The organism is Spiroplasma endosymbiont of Notiophilus biguttatus (assembly GCF_964030985.1).
Classification (GTDB): domain Bacteria; phylum Bacillota_I; class Bacilli_A; order Mycoplasmatales; family VBWQ01; genus Spiroplasma_E; species Spiroplasma_E ixodetis_A.
The window spans coordinates 436806-461976 of the sequence record NZ_OZ034993.1 but is presented as its reverse complement, the minus strand read 5'-3'; the positions used below and the strand labels follow the sequence as shown (position 1 = coordinate 461976).

The window sequence follows — 25171 nt, the reverse complement described above, 5'->3', positions numbered from 1 at the left end:
AATGCTCATAGTTGCGACAAAAAATGGAAGCTAAGGAGTAAAATAATGTTAAAAGAAAAATTCCTTTTTAAAGAAGGAAAATATGAATTAATTGTTGAATTAGGTACAATGGCTAATTTAGCAGAAAAATCAGTAAAAATTACTTATGGAAATACAGTTGTATTAACAACTGTATCTTATAATGAAGTTATTAATAATCAAGATTTTTTTCCATTACAAATAGTTTTTCAAGAAAAGTTATATTCAGTTGGTAAGATTCCAGGTGGTTTTTTAAAGCGTGAAGGTCGACCTAGTGAATATGCAACATTATGTGCTAGATTAATTGATCGTTCAATCCGTCCATTATTTCCAAAAGGTTTTGTTAATGAAGTGCAAGTTGTAAATAATGTTTTTGCGTTAGATGATGCTTGTGATGTTAGAGTAAATGCAGCTTTTGGTACTTCACTTGCTTTAGGATTAAGTAGTTTGCCATTTCAGGGTCCTAGTGCTACTGTTGTTGTTGGTAAAATAAATGATGAACTTGTCCTTAATCCAACACAAGAACAATTATTAAATTCAAAAATGGAATTAATTGTTGGTGGAACAAAAGATGCCATCAATATGGTTGAAGCGGGATGTCATGATATTTTAGAAAAAGATATGATTAAAGCATTAAAATTTGCACATGAACATATTATTAAATTAATAATTTTTCAAGAAAGTATCATTGAAAAATTAAAACCAAATAAATTTGAGCCACAGTTAGCATTAATTCCTGTTAATATTGAACAATTTGTTTCTACAAATTGTCAATCACAAATTAGTAAAATTAGTACTACTGTTGATAAAAAAAGTCGAAGCAATTTAATTAAAAATTTAGTTGAAGAAACATTTCAAAGTTTTAAAAATAAATTTAATCGAGAAGTTTTAAATGTTGGTGAAGAAACAACTATTCATAATTTACGCAAAAGTATTGATCAATTATTACAAAAAGCAATGCGTACTATGATTTTAAAAAATAATGTACGAGTTGATGGACGAAAAGCAGATGATATTAGAAAATTAACAAGTATGATTGATGTTTTACCTATTGTTCATGGTAGTGCAATGTTTACTCGTGGTGAAACACAAGTTTTATCTGTTTTAACTTTAGGTGCCCTTGCTGAACATCAAATTATTGATGGATTAGGTAAAGAAGAGTATAAACGTTTTATTCATCATTATAATTTTCCTCCATTTTCTGTTGGTGAAACCGGAAGAATGGGTATTCCTTCACGACGTGAGATTGGTCATGGTGCCCTTGGTGAAAAAGCATTATTACAAATTATTCCTCTTGAAAAAGATTTTTCTTATACAATTAGATTAGTATCAGAAGTATTAGCATCAAATGGTTCAACTTCACAAGCAGCAATTTGTGCTTCATCAATGGCATTAATGGCTGGCGGTGTACCGATTAGAGCTGCAATTGCTGGTATTGCCATGGGTTTAATTAAAGAAGAAAAAGATTTTACAATTTTAACTGACATTCAAGGATTAGAAGATCACTTAGGTGATATGGATTTTAAAGTGGCAGGAACAGCTAATGGTATTTGTGCTTTACAAATGGATATTAAAATTACTGGTATTGATTTTAATATTATTACACAAGCTTTGGAAAAAGCCAGAATTACGAGATTACAAGTATTAGCAAACATGAATGAAGTAATTAAAGAACCTAGAACTACATTGGCACCTAATGCTCCAAAAATTATTCAAAAGTTAATTCCAATTGATAAAATTCGTGATATTATTGGTGTTGGTGGGAAAGTTATTAATAAAATTATTACCGATTGTGATAATGTTAAAATTGATATTGAAGATGATGGACGATTGATGATTTATCATAATGAACAATCAGCCATTGATAAAGCTTGACAAATTATTGAAAGTATTGTTAATCCTGTTCAAATTAAAATTGGTTCTGAATTTGATAGTAAAGTTGTAAAAATTGTTAATTTTGGTGTTTTTGTTAATTTACAAGATAAGATTGATGGTTTAATTCATATTTCAGAATTTTCAAAAAAATTTAATAAACGTATTGATAATTTAAATAATGTCGTTAAAATCAATGATATAATTAAAGTTCGAGTAATTAAAGTTGAAGATAATAGTAAGCTTAGCTTAGAAATTATTGATAAATAATTTGAAACTATTTTTAATGAAAATTAATTGCAGTTTTATTATTAAATTAGTGTTAAAATACTAATAACATAATATAGTAGCATCTTGGGAATTTAAGTTAAAGTTTTAATTTTTATGTTCTTCTAAGATATTAAATTTTATAAAATAAAAATAAAGAAAGTTGAAAACTGGTGAAAACATGGCAAAGATAAAAGTATTTGCTCTGGGTGGATTAGATGAACGTGGTAAAAACTTATATGTTGTTGAAGTAAATGATAAGATATTTGTATTTGATGCCGGCATTAGACTCCCAGAAAGAGAAATTTTAGGAATTGATATTATTATTCCAGATTATACATATTTAAAAGAAAATAAACAGCTTATTCAAGGTATATTTATTTCAAAACCATCTGATGATGCTTTTGGAGCACTACCTTATATTTTAAAAGATTTTAATAAAATAAAACCCGAGTATAAAGTTCCAATCTTTACTAGTAAACTAACTGATTTTATGATTAAGCAGAAATTAGAACGTTTTCGTTTTATTAATCAAAATGAAATTATAATTAAAACTATTGAGCCTGAACAAAAAGTATCATTTGGTAATGTTGTTGTTAAAACATTTAAAACAACTACTTCAATTCCAGGCAGTTTAGGTTTTGTTTTAACGGTAAATAATGGTGAAAATAATAAATTAAATGAAATAATTGTTTATACGGGTGATTATATTTTTGATGGTGAACATCGTAGTGATTTTACTACTGATATTCAACATTTAGCTAGTGTTTCTAAGAATGATGTTTTATTATTAATTAGTGAAGCAACATGTGCCAATAGAAAAGCTTTTACAGCTCCTAAGCATAAAATTCAAACTATTATTGAACCAGTATTAAAAGAAGCACCGGGAAGGGTTATTCTTGCATGTTATGATCAAGATTTATATCGTGTTAGTGAAATTCTTAATGCTATTAAAGAAACTGACTCTAAACGTAAAATTGCAGTTTATGGTGCAACTTTATATGATATTTTATTAAAAGTTAATGATTTAAATGCTTTCAATATTAATAAATCACAAATTATTAATTTAGCACAAACAATTGGCACTAAAGATACAGTAATTATTGTTACTGGTAGTGGTGAACGTTTATTTACTAGAATGAATAAAATTGCTATTGGTAATGATGATTATTTAAAACTTGAATTCCAAGATACAATAATTTTAGCAACTCCACCAATTCCAGGAAATGAATTAGCTCATGCAGCCTTATTAGATGACTTAGCACGTACTGATGTTAAAGTTATTAATATATCAGAAAAACAAGCTTGAAGTTTAAATGCTTCTTATGAAGATATTAAGTTAATGGTTAATATTATTGAACCAAAATATTTTTTACCAGTGAAAGGTTTATATAAAGATTTTGTAGCAGCACAAGCAGCAGCTATTGATGCTGGTGTATTACATAACAATGCTTTAATTCATGATAATGGTGAAGTTATTACTTTTGAAAATGGTAAATTAATTGATAATTTTGTTAAACAGTATGTTGCACGTCCTTCTCGTTTTAATGATAAAAATGCTACTAATAAAACAACAGATAACTTAATAAAAACTGGTGATGTATATGTAGATGGTATTGGTGTTGGTGATATTGGTTCAATTGTTATTAGTGAAAGAAAACAATTACAACGTGATGGTATTTTAATTACAGGAGTGACAATAAATCGTAAAACTAAAGAAATTGTTTCTTTAATTGATGCACAAATGCGTGGTGTTGTTTATTTAACTAATAATGAAGAAATGTTGAAAAAATTACAAAACATTATTATTAATGTTATTGAAAAATATAAAACTAATAATGCTTTTAGTCTTAGTGAAGTTAAGACTAAAATGAAAAATGACTTACAAGATTATATTAAAAAAGAAACTGGTAAGTTACCTATGATTTTAACAGTTGTTAATGAAATTTAAGGTTAATGATAATATCATTAACCTTAAATTATATATTTTTTCATGTTTAAACTAATTTTAAAATTTAGATAATGTTTAGTAAATTAGAAACAGTTTAGAAAATACTAAAAACTATTGAAAATCAATTTAAAATAATTTATAGTGCATTTAGTAAAAAAAATGAAAACTATTCCTGGAAAATTTGAAAGTAATAAAAAATATAACAAAAAATGAACAATGACTATTCAAAATTGAAATATATCAATTGTTCATTTTTATGATAAAGTTTAAAAATAAAATTAACTTAAACGGCATTGGTTAGATAAGTTTACTTTCTTGTCTTCAAATCTGTACAAATTGATTTGGAGGCATTTTCAATCTAATAACTATTCTATCATTGTTTCAATATCTAATAAATTTTTCTAATATTTTATTAAAACTTTCCATACTTTCAAAAGTGCTACCAAACATCATTTTAAAATCTCTTTTAATTCAACGATTTAAACATTCACTAACTTGATTACCTTTAAAACCTGATAGACTTTTTGAGTGAATTAGATTAGTACTTGTATTAAAAACTTTACTAACAATTTCGCTTGTATTAGCAGAACCTAAATCTGATTGAATAGTCGTAAAATTACATTGTTTAGCACTCGCTAATTCTATTTGATTAACCACATTTAACACAGTTTTGGCATTTTCACTTTTGTTTATTTTTCAGCCAACAATTGAATTACTGTACATATCAGTAGCAAAAACAACTAATAATTTTGTTTTTTTATCACCAATAATTATATTTTTAAATCATGTGCCATCCATACCAACTTTTTCAAGAAAGTTATTACTTGAAAAATTACGTTTTAATAAATCTTTATTATTTTTTAAATCACTATTTTCTACTACTCTATTTGTTGATTTAGGTTCTAATAATAATTTAATATTATTATCTTTTAATATTTGTTTTATGCTTGTTTTACTGCATTTAAGACCTTTATTTTTTATTTTTAACTCTAATCTTACTTTTTCAAAACTAGTGATATTAATGTACTTTTTTTCATTTTTAATGAGAACTATTTTGTTTATTGCTTGTATCAAATTATCATTAATTTTTGATTGATATTGCTTTTTACCTTTTTTTACTCATAAATAGTATGCTGTTTTGCTAATAGCTATGTAAACAATAATTTTATTTAATTGATGACCTTTTTGCTTATATTTTTCTACTATTAAAAAACACTTATATTTTAATAATTTACTATTTTTTCCCCTTGTTAATTTCTTTTCACAGGCTAATTGCTCCTTTAAAAGTTCTTTTTCAACCTCATCTTTTAAAGCTTGTTTTCTAAGTTTATCAATTTCTTTGTTTAATAGTTTAATTTCAATATCTTTCTTATCGATCCTGTGAGAAGTTTGGGATTTAGAAATTTTGGTGAATGCATTTTCACCTTTAATTTGATATTGGTTAACCCAATTATAAATTAATACTGGAGTTGATAATTTATATTTGACTTGAATTTCATGTATTTTTAGTTTTTTATCAACTAAATACTCATTAACAACGGCTAATTTTGTTTCTTTTGAATAAACTTTATAATTCATAATTTCTCCTTCTGTATTAATTATTTTTAATTATATTACAGATTGAAAATATTAATTGGTAAACTTAAGTGACTGATGCCAAATGATTTATTTTAAATTTTTAAAATCTAGAAAATAATGAATATGAAATTTAAATAATACATTTTTTATGATAAAAGTATTAAAAAAATTATTATTGTTTTTTTGCAATAATAAATCAAAAATTAGTTATAGAAAGATATTACATATATCAATTGTGTTATACTATTTTTATAAGTTATTTTGTGGAGAATGTTAAGAGGTGATGTTCTTATGATTAAAAATGGCATTAAAATATCAAAATCTCAATCTCGTGGTGATGAAGTTGGGTTACTTTTTTTCTTATTAGTAATCTTCTTTTTCTTAATAGTTAGTTTAATTAGATTTTCAATAATTGGTAAAGTACTTGATGATTTTCTTTTTTCTTTTTTATTTGGATGAATGAAATATGCTGTTTATTTCTTTCTTTTTTTAATGATTATTCCTTTAGCTTTTGGTTATCGCATGCAATTTAAATTGAAGTATATTTTTTTTTCATTTTTATTTTTAATTATTAGTTGTTGGACAACACAAACTTTGAGTTTAATAATTTTAGGAAAAAATAATTTATGAACTAGTTATTATAATTTAAACCTATTAAATATTAGTGAAATATATGTTAAAACATGATGAAATACAAATGCTATAAATAATTATCTAGGTTTTTTTGCTTCACCAATTTCTTTTAAAGATTTTAGTGCTGAAATCTTTTTTCCAGCATATGCTACTGGTGGTATTATTAGTAATGTTTTAATAGGTATTTTTAATTATGGTTTTTTTGTTACTAATTTAATTGTAAACTTTATTAGTTTTTTTTCTTTAATTTGTTTATTTATTTTTAATAAACCTTTTATTTTCTTTAGCAAAATGAAACAAATTATTAAACAAATTATTATTAATAATAAAAAACAAAAAAATAAAATAAATGCTGATTTAAAACAAAAACATATTAAGTTAAAAAAAGAAAAATTATTAATTGATAAACAAGTTAAAAAATCTTTTAGAAAAGAAAATAGTTTTAATAAGGAATCAAAGAAGGAATCACCTATATCACCAGTAAAAAAAGCAGAAATAAAACAAAATGATAGTAGTGACATTATCAATAAACCTTCTTCACCTATTGTTTATTTTAATGAAAATAGTTATTTAACTCCTTTTGGTAAAATTGACCCTGAAAAACAAAAAGATGTAATGAGCAATAGCAAAGGTACTCTGGTAGTTAAAAAAAGTTTAGAAGATAGTATTTTAAATCGTGAAATTATTAATGATAACGAAACTATTATTAATAACGAATCATAAGTAATTAATAATGAATAAAATTAAGAGTTTACTTTAGGATAAAACATTATATTAATGTTAAAATCAAAGTATTTTTTAATTTGTTAATAAATTTAGGTGAATTAATGGCAGAAAAATCTTTACTACAAATGAAAATTAAACTTTTACCTAATATTGCTGGATGTTATTTATTTAAAGATATACGTAATAATTTAATTTATGTTGGTAAAGCTAATTCATTAAAAAAACGAGTAACTTCATATTTAAATAAAGCCAGTAATTTTAAAACAATGTTATTAGTTAATGATATTCATGATGTTGAATACATTACGACATCTAATGAAAAAGAGGCTTTAATTTTAGAACAAACATTGATTAAGAAACATCATCCTAAGTATAATATTTTGTTAGCAGATGATAAAAAATATCCTTATATTCAAATCACTAATAATCGTGATCCACAATATCATTATGTACGTAGTGCTACTAAAAAAGAGGGGCATTATTATGGACCATTTCCCGATGGTACTGGTGCGCGTGAAATTTTAAAGTTATTGGAACGAATTTTTCCATTGCGCAAATGTGCTGGTAATCTTGGTAAACCTTGTTTATATTATCATTTACAGCAATGTTCTGGTGCTTGTTTTAAATCGGTGCCTATTAGTTATTATGAAGATATGATTAGTAAAATTGATCAATTTTTCAAAGGGAACGTTACTGCTGTTAAAAAAATATTAATTAATAATATGAATATTAGTGTTGAAAACTTACAATTTGAAAATGCTAATCGTATTAAAATTCTGTTATCAAAAATAGATTTATTTTTATCACAACAAGTTGTTGAGTTTCAAGATTATGGAAATCGCGATTTTATTAATTTTTTAATTGAAGATGAAATGGTTGTTTTAATTACTTTATTTTATCGTAATGGTAAATTGCAAGCTAAAGATGAACAAATAGTTCAAAATAATTACTTAGAAATTCAAGATTTAATTCGTAATTATTGTCAACAACTATATAGTAAAAATACATTGCCAAATGAAATATATTTACCAACAAATATTGATTTAAAACAATTAAAATTATTATTTCCACAAATAAAATTTATTAATCCAATTAAAGGAACAAAAGAACATATTTTAACATTGGCAAAAACCAATGCCATTTATGCATGAAATAATTATTTACAAACTAATCAGTTTAATGCTCCGTTAAATATGATGAAAGTATTATCACAATGATTAAAAATTCCTAATTTAAATCATTTAGAGGTTTTTGATGTTTCTAATCTTCAACAAAGTGCTAGTGTTGGAGGTATGATTGTTTATAAGAATGGTAATTCTAGTTTTAATGATTATCGCAAATTTTTATTAGATCCAAAGATTGTTGATGATTATCATCGTTTTTGTGAAATGATTTATCGTAGATATCATCACTTAGTTATTAATAAATTGCCACTTCCTGATTTAATTATTGTTGATGGTGGAAAACCACAAATTAGTGCTACATTAGAACAACTAACATTATTAAACTTAAGAATTCCTATTATTGGATTAGTTAAAAATAAAAAACATCAAACTGATAAAATTATAAATGATAAAATGCAAATTATTAACATTCCTAAAACTGATGCTTGTTTTTTATTTTTGAGTAAATTACAAGATCAAGTTCATAATTATGCAATTAAATATCATAAAGCAAAACGAAGTCAATCAATGATGAGTAGTGTTTTATCATCAGTGCCAGGAATTGGTTTACAATTACAAAATAAAATATTACAGCAATTTCCAACTTGACAATTATTGCAAAATGCCACAAAAACAGAACTTTTATCATTAGTTAAATCAAAAGTAATTTTAGAAAAACTATGAAAAGAATTACATAATTTTGAATAATATATTATTAAGAAATAAATAATAACGTAAATAAGATATTTATCTAAGTTATTAATGTAAAAATATCAAAAGTTAGATAAAAACTATCTTAATGTTTTAAGATATTAAAAATTTTAACGTATTGCTTTCGTTTGTGAAAGAATTTTGCATTTGTAAATCGATACTACTAATATGTTCTCAGCTCTCAATACTATTTTTATCTTTTGGCATATAATAGTCAATAATTTTTTTCTATTTTCACTGGCATTTTTATCAATTTCTTTTTTTCAATTGGATTTCAGTTTGGAGATGAAGGAATTAATTGTTTTATAAATACTTTATTTTTATCAGTTAATTGATGTTCTTTTTTAATAGTCAAAGTATTTTTCGATTGTAATAACATACAAGCATGATTTCATGCTGAATTTCCCGAATTATCTTTATAATCAATATCAACTGGTCATTCATTTATTAAATAAGTTACTAATTTTTGTCAATCATTTAATATTGCTATATGTAAGAACCTGTTTAGAATCTTTTTAATAAAATTGAAATAAAGGAAAGAACAACCATTTGTAAACTAGTATTTAATTTTCTTTCACAATTTTTTCATAATCTTCTACATTTTTCTAATCAAGCAAAACTTTGCTCTACAACTCATCTTTTTGGTAATACTACAAAAGAATGTAATTCATTACGTTTTACAACTTCAACATTCGCATTTATAATTGTTTTGATTGCAGAAGCAAATTTTTCACCAGTATAACCAGCATCTACTATTATTTTTTGAACTGTAGAAAGATTTTCTTTTTCATTTTGAATCATTATTATGGCACTATTACGATCTGTTTTTTCTGCTGTAGTTACGTAAATTGCATGTGGTAAACCTTGAGAATCAATAGCAATATGAGGTTTTATTCCTGAAATCTTTTTACCAGCATCATAACCTTTGTTTTTAGTAGTATCTGTATTTTTAACACTTTGTGAATCAATTATACAAAAACTGGTTTTTTCTTTTCGATGATTATTGATACGAACTTTTCTAATTAATTTTTTTTAAAATTAATTGTCATATGCTAGGTTCTTTACCATTATTTTTACTTCAAATTTGAAAATAATAATATACAGTTTGTCATTTTGGAAAATTTTTTGGTAACATTCTTTATTGACAACCACTTTTTAATACATATAAAACTGCACAAAATACTTTATATAAATCTAAATTTCTTGGTTTTGTTTTCTTTTTGACATTTTCTAAAATTAATCTTATGTTCTCAAATTGTTCTTTAGTGACATGACTTGGATAATTTTTATGCATATATACCTCTTATTTTAAAATATATAGTAATTTTACCTTATTCTCTAAAAGATTTTAAACAGGTTCTTATAGTATAATTATTTATAAACTTAATATAAGTTTAATTATTTTAAATAAATACCTTTTCATTTTAATAAGGAGAAAAAATGCAAAAAGTTAATGAATAAATAAACATCAACATGAATTTAATAAAACACTTGAAGAAAGAAATAAAAGAACAATAAATTTAGAACAAGAACACAAAATAATTAATAATTTAAGAGAAGAAATAAACAACAAATATAAAAAAAGCTAATTTAATAAAAAAATAAGTTACTTTGTAAAGTAACTTATTTTTTGTTAACTATTACATTTTGCTAATTTTGCTTGATGTTCTAAATTAAAAGTAAATTCACTATTTAATTCTACTTGTAAATTAGTATTTGTTTTTAAACGAAGCTTATATTTTTTAGAGTAATAACCAAAGTATCAAGTTATTGCAAAAATCACATTACTTAAAATAAATACTAACTCAATAATCATAGCAACCATTGCACTTGAATCAGTGGCTGTAACTGCATCATAAATAATAGAATAATAATGTCAAACGAACATTAAACCTAAAGTTATTAAAATAAATGGAAAAGTAATTTTTTCATATCAATTCAGTTTTAATTTTTTATCTAATGCTAATTTTAATATTGTAATTAAAACCATGATATAAATAAACATTGTAATCACAGAAAAAGCTGATGATAAATTAGCAACATTAAAAGCTGATGAATATTGTTGATCAGGATGTGAAACTAACCAAATTCCTTTAATTAAATCAGGAATAACTAATCATAAAATTAACATAATAGATGTTACTATTAAATTAATAACTGCTGCTTTAACAGGAATTCCATCTTTATTTAAATTAAATAACTTATTAGAAACGGACTTCTCCCCACATGTACTTGTGGAGGGAACAATGAAACTGAATGAGTTCAACAATGCTTTTCAAACTGAACAGCAATGTCTTGCATATATAGCAAATTTGAAAGAAAACAAATGTATTAGGTGTTCTAGTTTTAATTTGAATACTTTTTTTAAAAAGAATAAGATATTTGAAATGTAATCAAACATTTAGTATTCTCACGGGTACCATATTTTCAAGGTCACAAACATCTTTAAGATCATGATTTTACCTCATCTTTAGATGAATAAACACCAAACATGGAATTCCGTCAACTGATGTTTCAAAAGAATTGGGAGTGACCTTAAAAACAGTATGGAGAATGGGTCATAAAATTAGAATACGTATTGCAAAACAAGAACCTCAATTTATTATTGAAGGCACAGTGCAAATTGATGAAATGTATTTTTCACATATGGCTTTTAAAAAACAAGGAAGATCCTTGAAAAATAAAACATTGATTGTTGGCATTTATGAAAAAACAACTAATAATTTAATTGTGAAAGTATTGAAAAATGCAAAGAGTAAAAGTCTTTTGAATTTTTCAAGAAGCCACATTTCTTCAAAATGTCATGTATATACTGATGATTGAAAAGGATATTGCGATTTCAAATTGGTTTTCCAAAAACATAAAACAGTTAACCATCTTGATGGTTAACTTTCAAAAACTGCTGTAAATACCAATCAAATTGAATCAGTTTGAAAACATATAAGAAGAACATTTAAAACACATATCAAAGTTGCAAAACATCATGTTTATTTATATGCCAAAGAAGCTGCATATAAATTCAACAAGATACTTAGTTTTGAAATTGTAATGCTGTGTTTAATTTAAAAATGTGGAGTGAAGTCCGTAGATACGCTTTTCTCAGCATTTATGTGATAAAATTAAAAAATAGTACATAAAGGGAGAAAAGCGTAAAATAATTATACTTAAAATTATTATTTTTACTATCAACTTAACCATTAATATCTTATAATAACATTTAGAATACTAAAATATAGTAAGAATTTAGGAGAGAAAGATATGGAACTTACAATTAATATTTTATCTTGGATTGGAGCAATTTTAACTAGTATTGTTTTAATTCCTCAAAGCTTTAAAATAATTCGTACCAGAGATACAAAATCACTATCACTATATATGTATATTATTTTTGTACTATCAGCAATAACATGAATTATTTTTGCAATATTGTCTAATCAACCCGCTATTATTACAACTAATACTATTGTATTATTTTTTGCAAGTATTATTTTAATTCTAAAAATTAATAATATTTTTAGAAAAAAAGAAAAACCATAGTTTCAATTAGTTAGTAAAAATTAAAGGATTTTCATTAATATATTTAATTCATCATTTAAAACCATGACTACCATTTTCATCAATTTCTAGATTAGTAGTAATTTTTCTATTAGTTAATATTTTTTTAATTCAATAGTATTACTTTCATAATTTGTTACTAATTTGCCTTCAAAAAACTTTGGTTCTTTTTTTTCCTACCCATAGTTCAACTGTTAAAGGTTGATTATTATTCAAAACTTTAGTTTTTAAATCTTCAATAATTTGTGAATTAAATCAAATTGCTGGCGAAAATAATAATAATTTTGTAAATTGTAATTTTGATAAATATAACATTTGTAAACAAAAATATGCTCCCAAAGAACAACCAATAGCATTTAAGTTTTTAATTTTTAAATTAAATTTATTAATAACAAATGGTATAACTTCATTAGTAATAAATTCTAAGTAATTTTTACCATTACCACCAAGAAAATTAATATTACTTTTTTTTAATTCAGGAAAATATTTTGTCATTAATATTTTTACATCATCATTAGTATAAGTTGCTAAATCATTAAAACGAGTCATATTATTAGTACTACTAATACCAATAAAAATACAATTACTATTATTTTCAATTAAAATATTACTATTACTATTAAGTAACATATTTTTACCATCAAAAACTAAATAAACTTCATAAGCAATATTTTGATCATAAATAGAAGGTAAAGCAATAATAATATCTTTATTAATATTTAAAAAATTACTTTTAATATTATCAACTTTTACATCATAATTATTCATATTTTTTCTCCTTAATTTATTCATAATTTCCTAACAATGAATAATTCATTATTCTAATATAAAAATTAAAATTAGTTTGTTCTAAGCACATAGCACATTTAACTAATTCATCTAAAATTATCAACTTATTAGTAAATAAAGTTTCATATGAAAAAATAGCTTTTAAATTTAAATCAGTACTATCTTTTGTCAGCAATGTTTTTCTAGTTTCTAAATCCAACAAGTAAAATAACATTAATAAACTTCCAAACTCATAATTATTTTTTATGTTTGTTTCATTCTTAGTTAAATTAATAAAGATATTACCACTAATATTTACCAATCTTTTAATTATTAGCAAACTTTCTTTTTTCAAATTAGAATTATTTATCAAAAAATCAGGTAATATTACTTTTGAAGTATCATCAAATCAAACTTTTATTTGTTCTTTACATCCAAGTAATAATAAAAGTTCCTTGGCATTTTGAGAATCATCTAACTGTTTTTCTTGACGCTTAAAAGTAGGAATTAAAGCAGAAATAGTTAATATAAAATTTGCAACTAATCTTAAATATTCTTTATAAGAAATTTTATTAAAATATAAATAAACACTTATTATTTTCATAAACATTAAATTTTGATTACTATTAAATATTAAGTTATAAGTATTACGATAATCTTTTGCTTTTAAATGACCTAATTTTTTTTTAATTTCGCGCTTAAAAAAATAATTACTTTTTAAAAGCAAAAGATGGTTAAATAATCGATATTCGGGAATCATTTTTTACTTCCAATCTAATCATATATTTTTAAATTTAATCTTAAAATAATTATAACATTGAAATAAATAAGTAGGCATTGGTTAGATAAGTTTACTTTCTTGTCTTCAAATCTGTACAAATTGATTTGGAGGCATTTTCAATCTAATAACTATTCTATCATTGTTTCAATATCTAACAAATTTTTCTAATATTTTATTAAAACTTTCCATACTTTCAAAAGTGCTACCAAACATCATTTTAAAATCTCTTTTAATTCAACGATTTAAACATTCACTAACTTGATTACCTTTAAAACCTGATAGACTTTTTGAGTGAATTAGATTAGTACTTGTATTAAAAACTTTACTAACAATTTCGCTTGTATTAGCAGAACCTAAATCTGATTGAATAGTCGTAAAATTACATTGTTTAGCACTCGCTAATTCTATTTGATTAACCACATTTAACACAGTTTTGGCATTTTCACTTTTGTTTATTTTTCAGCCAACAATTGAATTACTGTACATATCAGTAGCAAAAACAACTAATAATTTTGTTTTTTTATCACCAATAATTATATTTTTAAATCATGTGCCATCCATACCAACTTTTTCAAGAAAGTTATTACTTGAAAAATTACGTTTTAATAAATCTTTATTATTTTTTAAATCACTATTTTCTACTACTCTATTTGTTGATTTAGGTTCTAATAATAATTTAATATTATTATCTTTTAATATTTGTTTTATGCTTGTTTTACTGCATTTAAGACCTTTATTTTTTATTTTTAACTCTAATCTTACTTTTTCAAAACTAGTGATATTAATGTACTTTTTTTCATTTTTAATGAGAACTATTTTGTTTATTGCTTGTATCAAATTATCATTAATTTTTGATTGATATTGCTTTTTACCTTTTTTTACTCATAAATAGTATGCTGTTTTGCTAATAGCTATGTAAACAATAATTTTATTTAATTGATGACCTTTTTGCTTATATTTTTCTACTATTAAAAAACACTTATATTTTAATAATTTACTATTTTTTCCCCTTGTTAATTTCTTTTCACAGGCTAATTGCTCCTTTAAAAGTTCTTTTTCAACCTCATCTTTTAAAGCTTGTTTTCTAAGTTTATCAATTTCTTTGTTTAATAGTTTAATTTCAATATCTTTCTTATCGATCCTGTGAGAAGTTTGGGATTTAAAAATTTTGGTGAATGCATTTTCACCTTTAATTTGATATTGCTTAACCCAATTATAAATTAATACTGGAGTTGATAATTTATATTTGACTTGAATTTCATGTATTTTTAGTTTTTTATCAACTAAATACTCATTAACAACGGCTAATTTTGTTTCTTTTGAATAAACTTTATAATTCATAATTTCTCCTTCTGTATTAATTATTTTTAATTATATTACAGATTGAAAATATTAATTGGTAAACTTAAGTGACTGATGCCTTATGTCTAAAATATTCATTTTCAATCACCTTTAATTAGATTTTATTTTACTAATATCTAATTATAGTTTTCAGAAATAATAATGTATATAAGTTATTGCCAATAAACGTAAAATTCCGATCATTTTTATTTATCTTTATTTTTAGGTTTATCTTTTTTCTTTAAAATATTATCTAATTTATCCAAACCAGCAGATTTAATATCACTATAAGTCATATCAATACTACTTGCTTCTTTAAGGTATTTCTTAGGTGATAATTCACTTTTAAGTTCATGCACATAATGTAAAGCACGTGAATTATACCTTTTTAACCAATGTCTAGGAAAAAATAAAGTCATAGCCATTGCTTCACCACTATAACTTGGAGGCATAATACCTTTCTTAATCATTTTCTTTGTTCTGCGCCGTGAAAACACTACTTTATTATAATCCTCAAGATTAGTATATAAATTAAGATTAAATATAACAATAAAACCCAAAAAACGCATACGTTTAACTTGAACAACATATTCTACTTTTTCTCTTGCTTGTACTGGTATTCTATTAGGGTGTTGTTCAATCAAATACATAGTCCCATTAAACATGTGACCTATTAACTTACAAAATTGTCCTAAAATTTCTTGTTGATTTTTAAACTGTACTCCTAAATCATTAGAATTTATCTTTAATGCTAATTCATCTAAAATTATTAAATCTTGTTCCTCAAAAGCATAATTACTTGCTAACTGATTAAAAGTAAAAACATCATTATAATTAACCAAATAAGAATAACCATTTTTTAATTTAATATATTATACTTTATTTTTTTATTCTTAACTATTAATTTTAAAAAATAGTTGTATTGAATAAAATATTGGATTATAAAATAAAAAACATCTTTAAAATAACATAATATATTTATATTAGAGATATAGTTATTAACTAAATTCAATCATATACCAGTTATAACTACTTATTTATTTTATCTAAAACACCATTAATGTATTTATAAGCATCATTTGGACAATAAGCTTTAGTTATAATAATAGCTTCATTAATAATAATTTTTTTATCTATTTTAGTATGGGCAATTTCATACACTGCTAAAATTAAAATTGCTTGCTCAATTGGTTTTAAATTTTCAAAATCTCATCCTTGTTTTAAATTTTTGTTAATTAAATCTATTAAATGATACTCATAATCAATTATTTTATTTAATATCTCGCATTGTTCAGTAATTAAAGTCTTACCTTCTTCTTCAAAAAGAAATTGTTTAAATGCTTGTTGTGATTGACCTTCAAGGAAATATTGATATAATACTTCCATCATGCCAATTCTTTTATGATGCTGGGTTATTTTCTTTTGTTCTTGCATTATTGATTTCTACTTCCTTAGTTTGAGCAATAAATATTATATGAATATTTAATAAAAATAAATTTAAAGCCGATTCAGTACGTTTTAAAATTAAATTATTAATTTTATTTTTTAAATTTACTAAATCTTCATTTGGATTAACAATTAATTTTATTCGCACGATAATATTATTATTAATAGCAGTAATATCATTTGTTTCTAACATTAGAACTTCAACATCTTCTAATGTTAATTGATAGTTATCATTAATTAATAACATATAAATAAATTTTTTAATAACTAACGAAGATAATTTTAATGTTCCAACTTTACTTTCTTCAATAAGTATTTCCATAACATTCACCTTTCTTAAGCTCGAGTTTTGTATTTCCCTTCATCTGTACTTACTACAATTTTATCACCATTATTAATAAACATTGGTACTTGTAATTGTAAACCAGTTTCTAAAATAGCTGTTTTTGTCGTATTAGAAACACTATTTCCTTTTAATCCTGGTGGAGCATCAGCCACCACTAATACTACTGAAGGAGGTAAATCAATACCTAATATTTCTAAGTTTTTATAAACCCTTAAGGATACTTCATTACCAGGAACTAAAAATTTTTTTTCTCATGATAAGCGTGATTGATCAATTCTAATTTCATTATAATCTTCATTATCCATAAAAACTGAATACATACCATCATCATAACTATAAATTGCTGGTCTTTTATCAATAATAGCTGGATAAACTGTATCACCACCAGTAAAAGTAATACTAATAATAGCTTGTGTTCTTAAATTTTTTGCTTTTACTTTCACATGCGCTTGACCACGTCCACTTTTAGAATGTGCTGATTCAATAACTATTAAAATATCAGTTTTATTATGTAAGAAAGTAATTCCTGGTTTAAAATCATTAACGTTAATCATTTTTATTTTTTCTCCTTTCAAATATCAATTTCACGAGATGATTTTGTTAAAATTTGATAACCATCTTTGGTAACTAAAATATCATCTTCAATTCTAACACCACCTAAATTAGGAATATAAATACCTGGTTCAACAGTAATAACCATTCCCGGAACTAAAATAGTAGATTCGTTTTTAATAACTCAAGGTGCTTCATGAATTTCAATGCCAAGCCCATGACCAGTACCATGAGTAAAATATTGTTCATAACCATTTTCTTTAATATATTCTCTACAAATCTTATCAATTTCACCAATAGCTATACCTGGCTTTACAGCCTTAATTCCTGCCATTTGTGCTGACTTAACTATTTCATGAATTTCAATTAATTTTGGATTAACTTTACTAATCGCAAAAGTTCTAGTCATATCTGAACAAAAACCTTCATACACACAACCAAAGTCACAAGTAATTAACTCATTATTGCCAATTTTTTTATTACTAGCTTTACCATGAGGCATTGCTCCTCTTTTTCCAGAAGCAACAATAGTATCAAATGATGCTTTTGTTGCACCATTTTTAACAAATGAACGCAATATTATATCTTCAACATCTTTTTCACTAACACCTGGTCGAATAAAATTTAAAACTTCATTAAAAGCCAAATCACCAATAGCACAAGCTTTTGCAATACGTGCAATTTCGATTTCATTTTTAATCATTCTTAATGAACTAACATAAATTGGAACAAATTCAATATCTTTAATTTCTTGCTTTCAACTTTCTAGTTGAGCAATAGTAATATATTCTGCTTCAAAACCAATTTTTTTAATTTTTTGTGATTTTAATAAATCTTTCAATGAAGAAAAAATATTACTAAATTGAATGCATTTAACATTTTTGGCTTTTTCTTTTCCCTCAGTAATATATCTTCCATCTAATAATAAATTTTCATCATTTTTGCTAATCAATAAATAACCTAACGTTGAAATAAAATCACTATATCAAAAGCGATTTTCGGGAGAGTAAAATAACATAGAATCTATTTTATTTTTGGTTAATATTGTTTCAATAATTTCTTTTTTATTTAAATTTTTCATTTTAAATTCAATCCTTTTAATAATTCATTAGTTAATAACTAAGTTATTGTACTGCAAATTAAAGAAAAGAAATAAGTTTTACTTATTTCTTTTCTTTATGTAGTGTATGTTGATTACAACGAGAACAATGTTTTTTTGTTTCTAATTTTTCAAGCTTAGTTTTTTTATTACGATCAGCAATATAATTTTCTTCTTTGCAAACGTCACATCTTAAAGTTAATCCATCACGCATTGTGCGCCTCCTTAATAATAATTGAGTTATATACAATACAATATTATTGCATAATTAAATAGTTAGTTCAATTAAATAAAGGAATTATTTTTAAACTTTCTTATATGAAAAAATGTTACTAATATTAAATATAAAAAATATCAGTAACTAGGTAATTATTTAAATAGTATTATTTAAAACACTTGATATCAATATAAGTCATCAGTTTTATACTATGTAAAAATACTAACTGTTTTATTATATCTATTAATTTCGCCATTCATTCCATCAGGAATACTTTTATTATTAACTTCTAAATTCTCAATCTTTTTTATATTTGCATCAATATTAAGAACATAATTTGGATTATTTAATGTTTTAACAAAAAAAATAGTTGAAGATTTACCCCTATTTTCTTGACTATTTAATAATTTTACGGACTTCTCCCCACATGTACTTGTGGAGGGAACAATGAAACTGAATGAGTTCAACAATGCTTTTCAAACTGAACAGCAATGTCTTGCATATATAGCAAATTTGAAAGAAAACAAATGTATTAGGTGTTCTAGTTTTAATTTGAATACTTCTGATTTAAAAAGAATAAGATGTTTGAAATGTAATCAAACATTTAGTATTCTCACGGGTACCATATTTTCAAGGTCACAAACATCTTTAAGATTATGATTTTACCTCATCTTTAGAACCTGTTTAGAATCTTTTAGAGAATAAGGTAAAATTACTATATATTTTAAAATAAGAGGTATATATGCATAAAAATTATCCAAGTCATGTCACTAAAGAACAATTTGAGAACATAAGATTAATTTTAGAAAATGTCAAAAAGAAAACAAAACCAAGAAATTTAGATTTATATGAAGTATTTTGTGCAGTTTTATATGTATTAAAAAGTGGTCGTCAATGAAGAATGTTACCAAAAAATTTTCCAAAATGACAAACTGTATATTATTACGGAATTTTACGTTTATTGGCAATAACTTATATACATTATTATTTCTGAAAACTATAATTAGATATTAGTAAAATAAAATCTAATTAAAGGTGATTGAAAATGAATATTTTAGACATAATAAATAAATTTCCAAACCAAGAATCTTGTATAAAATTTTTAGAAGAAATAAGATGAAATAACAAACCAAAATGTCTTTTTTGTTTTAGTGAAAAAGTTAACTCTGTTTTAAAAGAGTGGCGTTATAAATGCAAAAAATGTCATAAGTCTTTTAGTGTAACTGCTCAAACTATTTTTCATCATACACGTGTACCACTTCAAAAGTGATTTATTTTAATAGTATTAATGGCTAATGCTAAAAAAAGTTTATCATCATCTCAAGCTTCAAGAGACTTAAATTTACGTTTAGCAACTGTATGAAAAATGATGCATAAAATTAGAAAGGCAATGGCTAATGATGAGATTAAATTATTAGCAAAAATATTAGAGATGGATGAAACATATGTGGGTGGAAAACCGCGTAAATATAATGATGTTGATAATAAAAATAACTCATTACGTGGTAGAGGAACTAGTAAAGAGTGTGTTGTTGGCATTATTGAACGAAATGGTAATGTTAAATTATTTCATGCAAAAAATAAAAGTATTAAATCTGAAGATTTAATGAAAATAGTTAAAGAAAATGTTGATATTAACAATTCTATTCTTTTTACTGATGAATATCGTGGATATTATAAAATGAATAAAATTTTACCACATGAACAAGTTAATCACAAAAAATATTTTTCTTATAATGGTATTCATACAAATACAATAGAAAGTTTTTGAGCAATATTAAAAAGAGGTTTTATCGGCCAATTTCATTGAGTTTCAAAAAAATGACTCCAATCTTATTTAAATGAATTTTGTTTTAAATATAATAACCGTAAAGAAAAAATCACATTTAAAAATATCATAATTAAATTATTTATTAAGAATTAAGTGTTAACCAATAAGCGTAAAATTCCGTATTATTATTTTCAAATTTGAAGTAAAAATAATGGTAAAGAACCTAGCATATGACAATTAATTAAAAAAAATTAGTTAGAAAAGTTCGTATCAATAATCATCGAAAAGAAAAAATCAGTTTTTGTATAATTGATTCACAAAGTGTTAAAAAACAGATACTACTAAAAATAAAGGTTATGATGCTGGTAAAAAGATTTCAGGAATAAAATGTCATATTGCTGTTGATTCTCAAGGTTTACCACATGCAATTTACGTAACTACAGCAGAAAAAACAGATTATAATAATGATTAAAAATGAAAAAGAAAATCTTTCTACAGTTCAAAAAATAATAGTAGATGCTGGTTATACTGGTGAAAAATTTGCTTCTGCAATCAAAACAATTATAAATGTGAATGTTGAAGTTGTAAAACGTAATGAATTACATTCTTTTGTAGTATTACCAAAAAGATGAGTTGTAGAGCAAAGTTTTGCTTGATTAGAAAAATGTAGAAGATTATGAAAAAATTGTGAAAGAAAATTAAATACTAGTTTACAAATGGTTGTTCTTTCCTTTATTTCAATTTTATTAAAAAGATTCTAAACAGGTTCTAAGAGGTTACTCCTTTACTACAAGTAATAGTAGTAATAGTTCCATTTTCATGTTTTAAAATAACATGATTACTTAAATTAACACCATTAGGTAACTTAATTGCCATTGCTTTGACTGTTTTTACTTTACCTAATAAATACAATACTAATTGTAATGGATATACTAAACTATCATAAGTTGAACCTTTAGCCAAATCTTTATCAAAAACAGAATCATATATTCCTTTTTCTACTGATGACATTCTTGAAGAAATACGATTAAAATTAAAGTTAACTACTTCTGGATTTATTTCATGAACTAATTTTTAATTTAGAAAAAATAGGTAAATGAACAGTAACATAAGCTTCTAATAAAATTAATTTTTTACTTCTTGCTAAAGAAATTAGATCTTTAACTTCTTCAACTGTAAAAGTAATAGTTTTTTCTACCAAAACATGAATATTATTATTTAAAAATAATTTACTTTGTTTGTAATGCAAACCATTTGGTGAAGCAATATAAATAGCATCAATATGTTCTATCATTTTATTTAAATCATCAGTACTATTGGCAATATTATATTTTTTTGCTCATGTTTCTGCTTTATCTAAACTTCTTGAATATATACAAGTTATTTTAACTTTTTTATTAGTTAACGCTTGCTTTATAAATCTTTGAACAATTTTTCCAGTTCCAATAACACCAATTCTGATCATCTTGTACTCCTTTAACTTTTTAAACTTGTTTCATAATTAATAATTGACATTAAAAATAAAGGCGCAGTTTCAGCACGTAAAATTAATTTTCCTAAGCTAATATTACTGAAATTAAGTTGTGTTAAACTTGCAATTTCTTCTTTAATGATTCCTCCTTCGGGTCCAACTATAATTGTTATTGATGATAATTTATTATTTATTTGACTAATTCAACTAGTTTCTGATGAATTTTCATATGCAACCAAATTAAGATGAGACCGATATCGTTCTAATTGTTTTAATTCAAAAACAACGGGTGTAACAATCGGAATTAAATTGCGATTTGATTGTTTGGCAGCAGCTTTTGCAATATTTTGTCAACGTAAAACTTTCTGCTCTGCTTTTGTTCTTGTTAAAACACTAACACATCGTTTTAACTGCAATGGCACAATTTGATAAACTCTCAATTCTACTGCTTTTTGAATAGACTTACTGCATAACTAGTTAACTTTTTATTTTTTTGTTATTATTAAAATAAAATTTGAATAGTTAAGGATAAACTTTATGACATATTTTGAATTAAAAGATAAATCTGATCAATATTTTCGTAAAATAGTGGGTATTAATAAACTCGTTTTTAACGAAATTTTAAATATTTTATTAGAACATCAAAAACTCAAAACTACTATTGGTGGAAGGCCATATAAAATGTCAATAGAAGATCGACTAGTAATGAGTTTAAGATATTTATATGAAAATCGTACATATCATAGTATTGGTGCTGAGTATGGTATGGTTGATACTACTGCTTTACGAAATATTCGTTCAATTGAAGATATTTTAATAAAGAATAATAAGTTTAATAATTTAACAAATAAAAATATTTTTTTAAAAAGAAGAATTAAAAAATAAAATTTTGATAATTGATGTAACAGAGGTAGAAACAGAACGACCAAAATATAACCAAAAAGATTGATTTTCTGGTAAAAAATGAATGCATACTGTTAAGTTTCAAACCGTAATTAATGCAAATACTAATGAAATTTTAAATATTTTTTCTGATATTGGTAAAAATCATGATTTTAAAACTTTTAAGAATTCAAAGTTAAAGTTTTTACCAGAAACTATAATTCTTGCAGATAAAGGTTATCAAGGTTTACAAAAAATTCATGCTAATACATTTTTACCCATTAAAATTAGCAAAAATAATCCTAAAACAAATAAAACCAAAATCTTTAATAAGATTATTAATAAAACTCGTAGAAAAATTGAACATGTTTTTGCATTTTTAAAATGTTTTAAGATTATTGGTTATAAATTTAGAAAAGCCAGAAAACGAATATTTTTAAGATTTAATTTAATTGCAGGATTTTATAATTTATCATTAAAACTTAAAAACGTTATGCAGTAAGTCTAATGACTAAATCAAATTTTTGTTCTTTTAATAACGCCATTACTAATGTGATTTTACATCTTAATTCTGAATTACTATTTGGCACTGTTTTTATAATTTCGCATTTAACAACTGATGTAATTTCAATAATTTTTGTTAAATATTTTTGTTCTTGATGAATAATAACTATTACATCATTAATTTTATGACGTAATACTTTAATTAGATGTTTATTATCTTCTTCATCTAATATTAAAATATTATTAGTTTTATGGTTAGTAAAGTAGCATTCCATAGTCCACCTCTAATTTGATTATAACATAAGGTAAAACTCAAATTAACAAGTTTTAACTATCATCTTTAATTTATAAAATATAAATTAAAATAAAATTTCTTTTTTTCTTTTATCATGAAACTAAATTAAAAACTACTTAATTAATTAAGTAGTTTTTAATTATTTATAAAATAATACATTTTGCAACTTTAGTAGTAGCATTATTATCTATGTTTACTAAAGGTTTATCATTTATTATGTTCTTATTTTTATTACTTTCAAATGTATCAGCAACTTTTCCTCGTCTTTCTCTTTCTTTTTCTTTTCCAAAACTATTATTTACTTCATCTACTTTTTTTGCAAGTGACTCTTTATCTTTTGTATTTCATTTTTCATATGGTTCTCATGGCATATTTTTTACTTCCTTATATTATTTTTTGAATATTTTTTATACCCTTTAAATACTCAGTAAAATTATTTTTAAAACAATATTTTATATTGAATAACTTCGTTGTTTTGTTACTGGACTAATTGGGGGTTGCATATCAGAAGAATTAACTATAAGAATCTGTTTAGAATCTTTTTAATAAAATTGAAATAAAGGAAAGAACAACCATTTGTAAACTAGTATTTAATTTTCTTTCACAATTTTTTCATAATCTTCTACATTTTTCTAATCAAGCAAAACTTTGCTCTACAACTCATCTTTTTGGTAATACTACAAAAGAATGTAATTCATTACGTTTTACAACTTCAACATTCACATTTATAATTGTTTTGATTGCAGAAGCAAATTTTTCACCAGTATAACCAGCATCTACTATTATTTTTTGAACTGTAGAAAGATTTTCTTTTTCATTTTGAATCATTATTATAGCACTATTACGATCTGTTTTTTCTGCTGTAGTTACGTAAATTGCATGTGGTAAACCTTGAGAATCAACAGCAATATGATGTTTTATTCCTGAAATCTTTTTACCAGCATCATAACCTTTGTTTTTAGTAGTATCTGTATTTTTAACACTTTGTGAATCAATTATACAAAAACTGATTTTTTCTTTTCGATGATTATTGATAGGAACTTTTCTAACTAATTTTTTTTAATTAATTGTCATATGCTAGGTTCTTTACCATTATTTTTACTTCAAATTTGAAAATAATAATATACAGTTTGTCATTTTGGAAAATTTTTAGGTAACATTCTTCATTGACGACCACTTTTTAATACATATAAAACTGCAAATAGGCATCAGTCACTTAAGTTT

General features: G+C 23.7%; 27 protein-coding genes and 4 pseudogenes. 13 read left to right on the top strand and 18 right to left on the bottom strand.

Annotated elements, in window-relative coordinates; all coding sequences use genetic code 4:
* Positions 1 to 45 precede the first annotated feature (45 nt).
* Positions 46 to 2160 carry a polyribonucleotide nucleotidyltransferase gene (locus AAHM85_RS02740; RefSeq protein ID WP_342260903.1) on the top strand — a complete coding sequence of 705 codons (2115 nt, stop codon included), beginning with the start codon at positions 46 to 48 and terminating at the stop codon, positions 2158 to 2160.
* Between the two features lie 178 nt (positions 2161 to 2338).
* Positions 2339 to 4108, top strand: a complete 1770-nt coding sequence (locus AAHM85_RS02735; RefSeq protein WP_342260902.1) for a ribonuclease J — start codon at positions 2339 to 2341, stop codon at positions 4106 to 4108.
* Between the two features lie 297 nt (positions 4109 to 4405).
* Here the strand turns inward: AAHM85_RS02735 and AAHM85_RS02730 are convergent, their stop codons facing one another.
* On the bottom strand, positions 4406 to 5686 hold the full coding sequence (locus AAHM85_RS02730; RefSeq protein ID WP_342260694.1) for an IS3 family transposase: 1281 nt from the start codon (positions 5684 to 5686) through the stop codon (positions 4406 to 4408).
* Between the two features lie 291 nt (positions 5687 to 5977).
* Between AAHM85_RS02730 and AAHM85_RS02725 the strand changes: the two genes are divergently transcribed.
* Together AAHM85_RS02725 and uvrC are read left to right on the top strand one after the other, a co-directional pair.
* Positions 5978 to 7042 (top strand): hypothetical protein, encoded by a 1065-nt coding sequence (locus AAHM85_RS02725; protein WP_342260901.1) that lies wholly within the window; start codon positions 5978 to 5980, stop codon positions 7040 to 7042.
* Between the two features lie 104 nt (positions 7043 to 7146).
* On the top strand, positions 7147 to 8916 hold the full coding sequence (gene uvrC, locus AAHM85_RS02720) for an excinuclease ABC subunit UvrC (RefSeq protein WP_342260900.1): 1770 nt from the start codon (positions 7147 to 7149) through the stop codon (positions 8914 to 8916).
* Between the two features lie 507 nt (positions 8917 to 9423).
* Here uvrC and AAHM85_RS02715 read toward each other — a convergent pair.
* Both AAHM85_RS02715 and AAHM85_RS02710 read right to left on the bottom strand, forming a co-directional pair.
* Positions 9424 to 10213: pseudogene (locus AAHM85_RS02715) on the bottom strand (IS5 family transposase).
* A 339-nt stretch (positions 10214 to 10552) separates the two neighbouring features.
* The gene (locus tag AAHM85_RS02710) at positions 10553 to 11050 is read right to left on the bottom strand and encodes a hypothetical protein (protein ID WP_342260899.1); all 498 of its coding nucleotides are present in this window, start codon (positions 11048 to 11050) and stop codon (positions 10553 to 10555) included.
* A 103-nt stretch (positions 11051 to 11153) separates the two neighbouring features.
* Between AAHM85_RS02710 and AAHM85_RS02705 the strand changes: the two genes are divergently transcribed.
* The 3 genes from AAHM85_RS02705 to AAHM85_RS02695 all read left to right on the top strand — a co-directional run bounded on the left by AAHM85_RS02705 (position 11154) and on the right by AAHM85_RS02695 (position 12456).
* On the top strand, positions 11154 to 11312 hold the full coding sequence (locus AAHM85_RS02705; protein WP_342260898.1) for a hypothetical protein: 159 nt from the start codon (positions 11154 to 11156) through the stop codon (positions 11310 to 11312).
* Positions 11302 to 11808, top strand: a complete 507-nt coding sequence (locus AAHM85_RS02700; protein ID WP_342260897.1) for an IS1595 family transposase — start codon at positions 11302 to 11304, stop codon at positions 11806 to 11808. Before AAHM85_RS02705 ends, AAHM85_RS02700 begins: the two co-directional genes overlap by 11 nt.
* A 369-nt stretch (positions 11809 to 12177) precedes the next feature.
* Positions 12178 to 12456, top strand: coding sequence for a SemiSWEET family sugar transporter (locus AAHM85_RS02695; protein WP_286641432.1), 279 nt, complete (start codon positions 12178 to 12180; stop codon positions 12454 to 12456).
* Between the two features lie 138 nt (positions 12457 to 12594).
* Here the strand turns inward: AAHM85_RS02695 and AAHM85_RS02690 are convergent, their stop codons facing one another.
* From AAHM85_RS02690 to rpmG, 9 genes are all read right to left on the bottom strand, one after another.
* Entirely contained in the window at positions 12595 to 13242 is a 648-nt protein-coding gene (locus AAHM85_RS02690; RefSeq protein ID WP_342260896.1) for an alpha/beta hydrolase-fold protein, read from the bottom strand.
* A 16-nt stretch (positions 13243 to 13258) separates the two neighbouring features.
* On the bottom strand, positions 13259 to 14002 hold the full coding sequence (locus tag AAHM85_RS02685; RefSeq protein ID WP_342260895.1) for a hypothetical protein: 744 nt from the start codon (positions 14000 to 14002) through the stop codon (positions 13259 to 13261).
* Between the two features lie 81 nt (positions 14003 to 14083).
* On the bottom strand, positions 14084 to 15364 hold the full coding sequence (locus AAHM85_RS02680) for an IS3 family transposase (protein WP_342260894.1): 1281 nt from the start codon (positions 15362 to 15364) through the stop codon (positions 14084 to 14086).
* A 206-nt stretch (positions 15365 to 15570) separates the two neighbouring features.
* Positions 15571 to 16206, bottom strand: coding sequence for a zonular occludens toxin domain-containing protein (locus AAHM85_RS02675; RefSeq protein ID WP_342260893.1), 636 nt, complete (start codon positions 16204 to 16206; stop codon positions 15571 to 15573).
* Positions 16207 to 16393: 187 nt separating this feature from the next.
* Complete coding sequence (gene nusB / locus AAHM85_RS02670; RefSeq protein WP_342260892.1) at positions 16394 to 16798, bottom strand: transcription antitermination factor NusB; 405 nt, start codon at positions 16796 to 16798, stop codon at positions 16394 to 16396.
* Entirely contained in the window at positions 16764 to 17132 is a 369-nt protein-coding gene (locus AAHM85_RS02665; protein ID WP_342260891.1) for a hypothetical protein, read from the bottom strand. The genes nusB and AAHM85_RS02665 overlap by 35 nt, the downstream gene beginning before the upstream one ends.
* A 14-nt stretch (positions 17133 to 17146) precedes the next feature.
* Positions 17147 to 17710, bottom strand: a complete 564-nt coding sequence (gene efp / locus AAHM85_RS02660; protein WP_342260890.1) for an elongation factor P — start codon at positions 17708 to 17710, stop codon at positions 17147 to 17149.
* 2 nt (positions 17711 to 17712) lie between these two features.
* Positions 17713 to 18789, bottom strand: coding sequence for an aminopeptidase P family protein (locus AAHM85_RS02655; RefSeq protein ID WP_342260889.1), 1077 nt, complete (start codon positions 18787 to 18789; stop codon positions 17713 to 17715).
* An 82-nt stretch (positions 18790 to 18871) separates the two neighbouring features.
* Positions 18872 to 19021, bottom strand: a complete 150-nt coding sequence (gene rpmG / locus AAHM85_RS02650) for a 50S ribosomal protein L33 (protein ID WP_342260888.1) — start codon at positions 19019 to 19021, stop codon at positions 18872 to 18874.
* Between the two features lie 438 nt (positions 19022 to 19459).
* On the opposite strand from rpmG, the gene AAHM85_RS02645 reads away from it, so the two are divergent.
* The 4 genes and pseudogenes from AAHM85_RS02645 to AAHM85_RS02630 form a co-directional block, all read left to right on the top strand.
* Positions 19460 to 19729 carry a hypothetical protein gene (locus AAHM85_RS02645; RefSeq protein ID WP_342260887.1) on the top strand — a complete coding sequence of 90 codons (270 nt, stop codon included), beginning with the start codon at positions 19460 to 19462 and terminating at the stop codon, positions 19727 to 19729.
* Positions 19730 to 19766: 37 nt separating this feature from the next.
* Positions 19767 to 19970, top strand: a pseudogene (locus tag AAHM85_RS02640) (transposase); the annotation flags it as partial.
* Between the two features lie 99 nt (positions 19971 to 20069).
* Positions 20070 to 20948 carry an IS1595 family transposase gene (locus AAHM85_RS02635; RefSeq protein ID WP_342260886.1) on the top strand — a complete coding sequence of 293 codons (879 nt, stop codon included), beginning with the start codon at positions 20070 to 20072 and terminating at the stop codon, positions 20946 to 20948.
* A 143-nt stretch (positions 20949 to 21091) separates the two neighbouring features.
* Positions 21092 to 21556: pseudogene (locus AAHM85_RS02630) on the top strand (IS5 family transposase); the annotation flags it as partial.
* 7 nt (positions 21557 to 21563) lie between these two features.
* Here AAHM85_RS02630 and AAHM85_RS02625 read toward each other — a convergent pair.
* The 3 genes from AAHM85_RS02625 to AAHM85_RS02615 are packed head-to-tail and all read right to left on the bottom strand — an operon-like array spanning position 21564 to position 22724.
* On the bottom strand, positions 21564 to 21806 hold the full coding sequence (locus AAHM85_RS02625; protein ID WP_342260885.1) for a Gfo/Idh/MocA family protein: 243 nt from the start codon (positions 21804 to 21806) through the stop codon (positions 21564 to 21566).
* A 28-nt stretch (positions 21807 to 21834) separates the two neighbouring features.
* The gene (locus AAHM85_RS02620; RefSeq protein ID WP_342260884.1) at positions 21835 to 22260 is read right to left on the bottom strand and encodes a Gfo/Idh/MocA family oxidoreductase; all 426 of its coding nucleotides are present in this window, start codon (positions 22258 to 22260) and stop codon (positions 21835 to 21837) included.
* A gap of 11 nt (positions 22261 to 22271) precedes the next feature.
* Positions 22272 to 22724: an RsmE family RNA methyltransferase gene (locus AAHM85_RS02615; protein WP_342261692.1), complete on the bottom strand. Its 453-nt coding sequence runs from the start codon at positions 22722 to 22724 to the stop codon at positions 22272 to 22274.
* A gap of 79 nt (positions 22725 to 22803) precedes the next feature.
* Between AAHM85_RS02615 and AAHM85_RS02610 the strand changes: the two genes are divergently transcribed.
* Positions 22804 to 23151, top strand: a complete 348-nt coding sequence (locus tag AAHM85_RS02610; RefSeq protein WP_342260488.1) for a transposase family protein — start codon at positions 22804 to 22806, stop codon at positions 23149 to 23151.
* A gap of 4 nt (positions 23152 to 23155) precedes the next feature.
* Positions 23156 to 23650, top strand: coding sequence for a transposase family protein (locus AAHM85_RS02605; RefSeq protein ID WP_342260487.1), 495 nt, complete (start codon positions 23156 to 23158; stop codon positions 23648 to 23650).
* On the opposite strand, the gene AAHM85_RS02600 is transcribed toward AAHM85_RS02605, so the two are convergent.
* From AAHM85_RS02600 to AAHM85_RS02590, 3 genes and pseudogenes are all read right to left on the bottom strand, one after another.
* Entirely contained in the window at positions 23640 to 23927 is a 288-nt protein-coding gene (locus tag AAHM85_RS02600; protein WP_342260883.1) for a hypothetical protein, read from the bottom strand. The two genes, AAHM85_RS02605 and AAHM85_RS02600, sit on opposite strands and share 11 nt — an antisense overlap.
* A gap of 163 nt (positions 23928 to 24090) precedes the next feature.
* Complete coding sequence (locus AAHM85_RS02595; protein ID WP_342260882.1) at positions 24091 to 24318, bottom strand: hypothetical protein; 228 nt, start codon at positions 24316 to 24318, stop codon at positions 24091 to 24093.
* A 160-nt stretch (positions 24319 to 24478) separates the two neighbouring features.
* Positions 24479 to 25143: pseudogene (locus AAHM85_RS02590) on the bottom strand (IS5 family transposase); the annotation flags it as partial.
* Positions 25144 to 25171 lie beyond the last annotated feature (28 nt).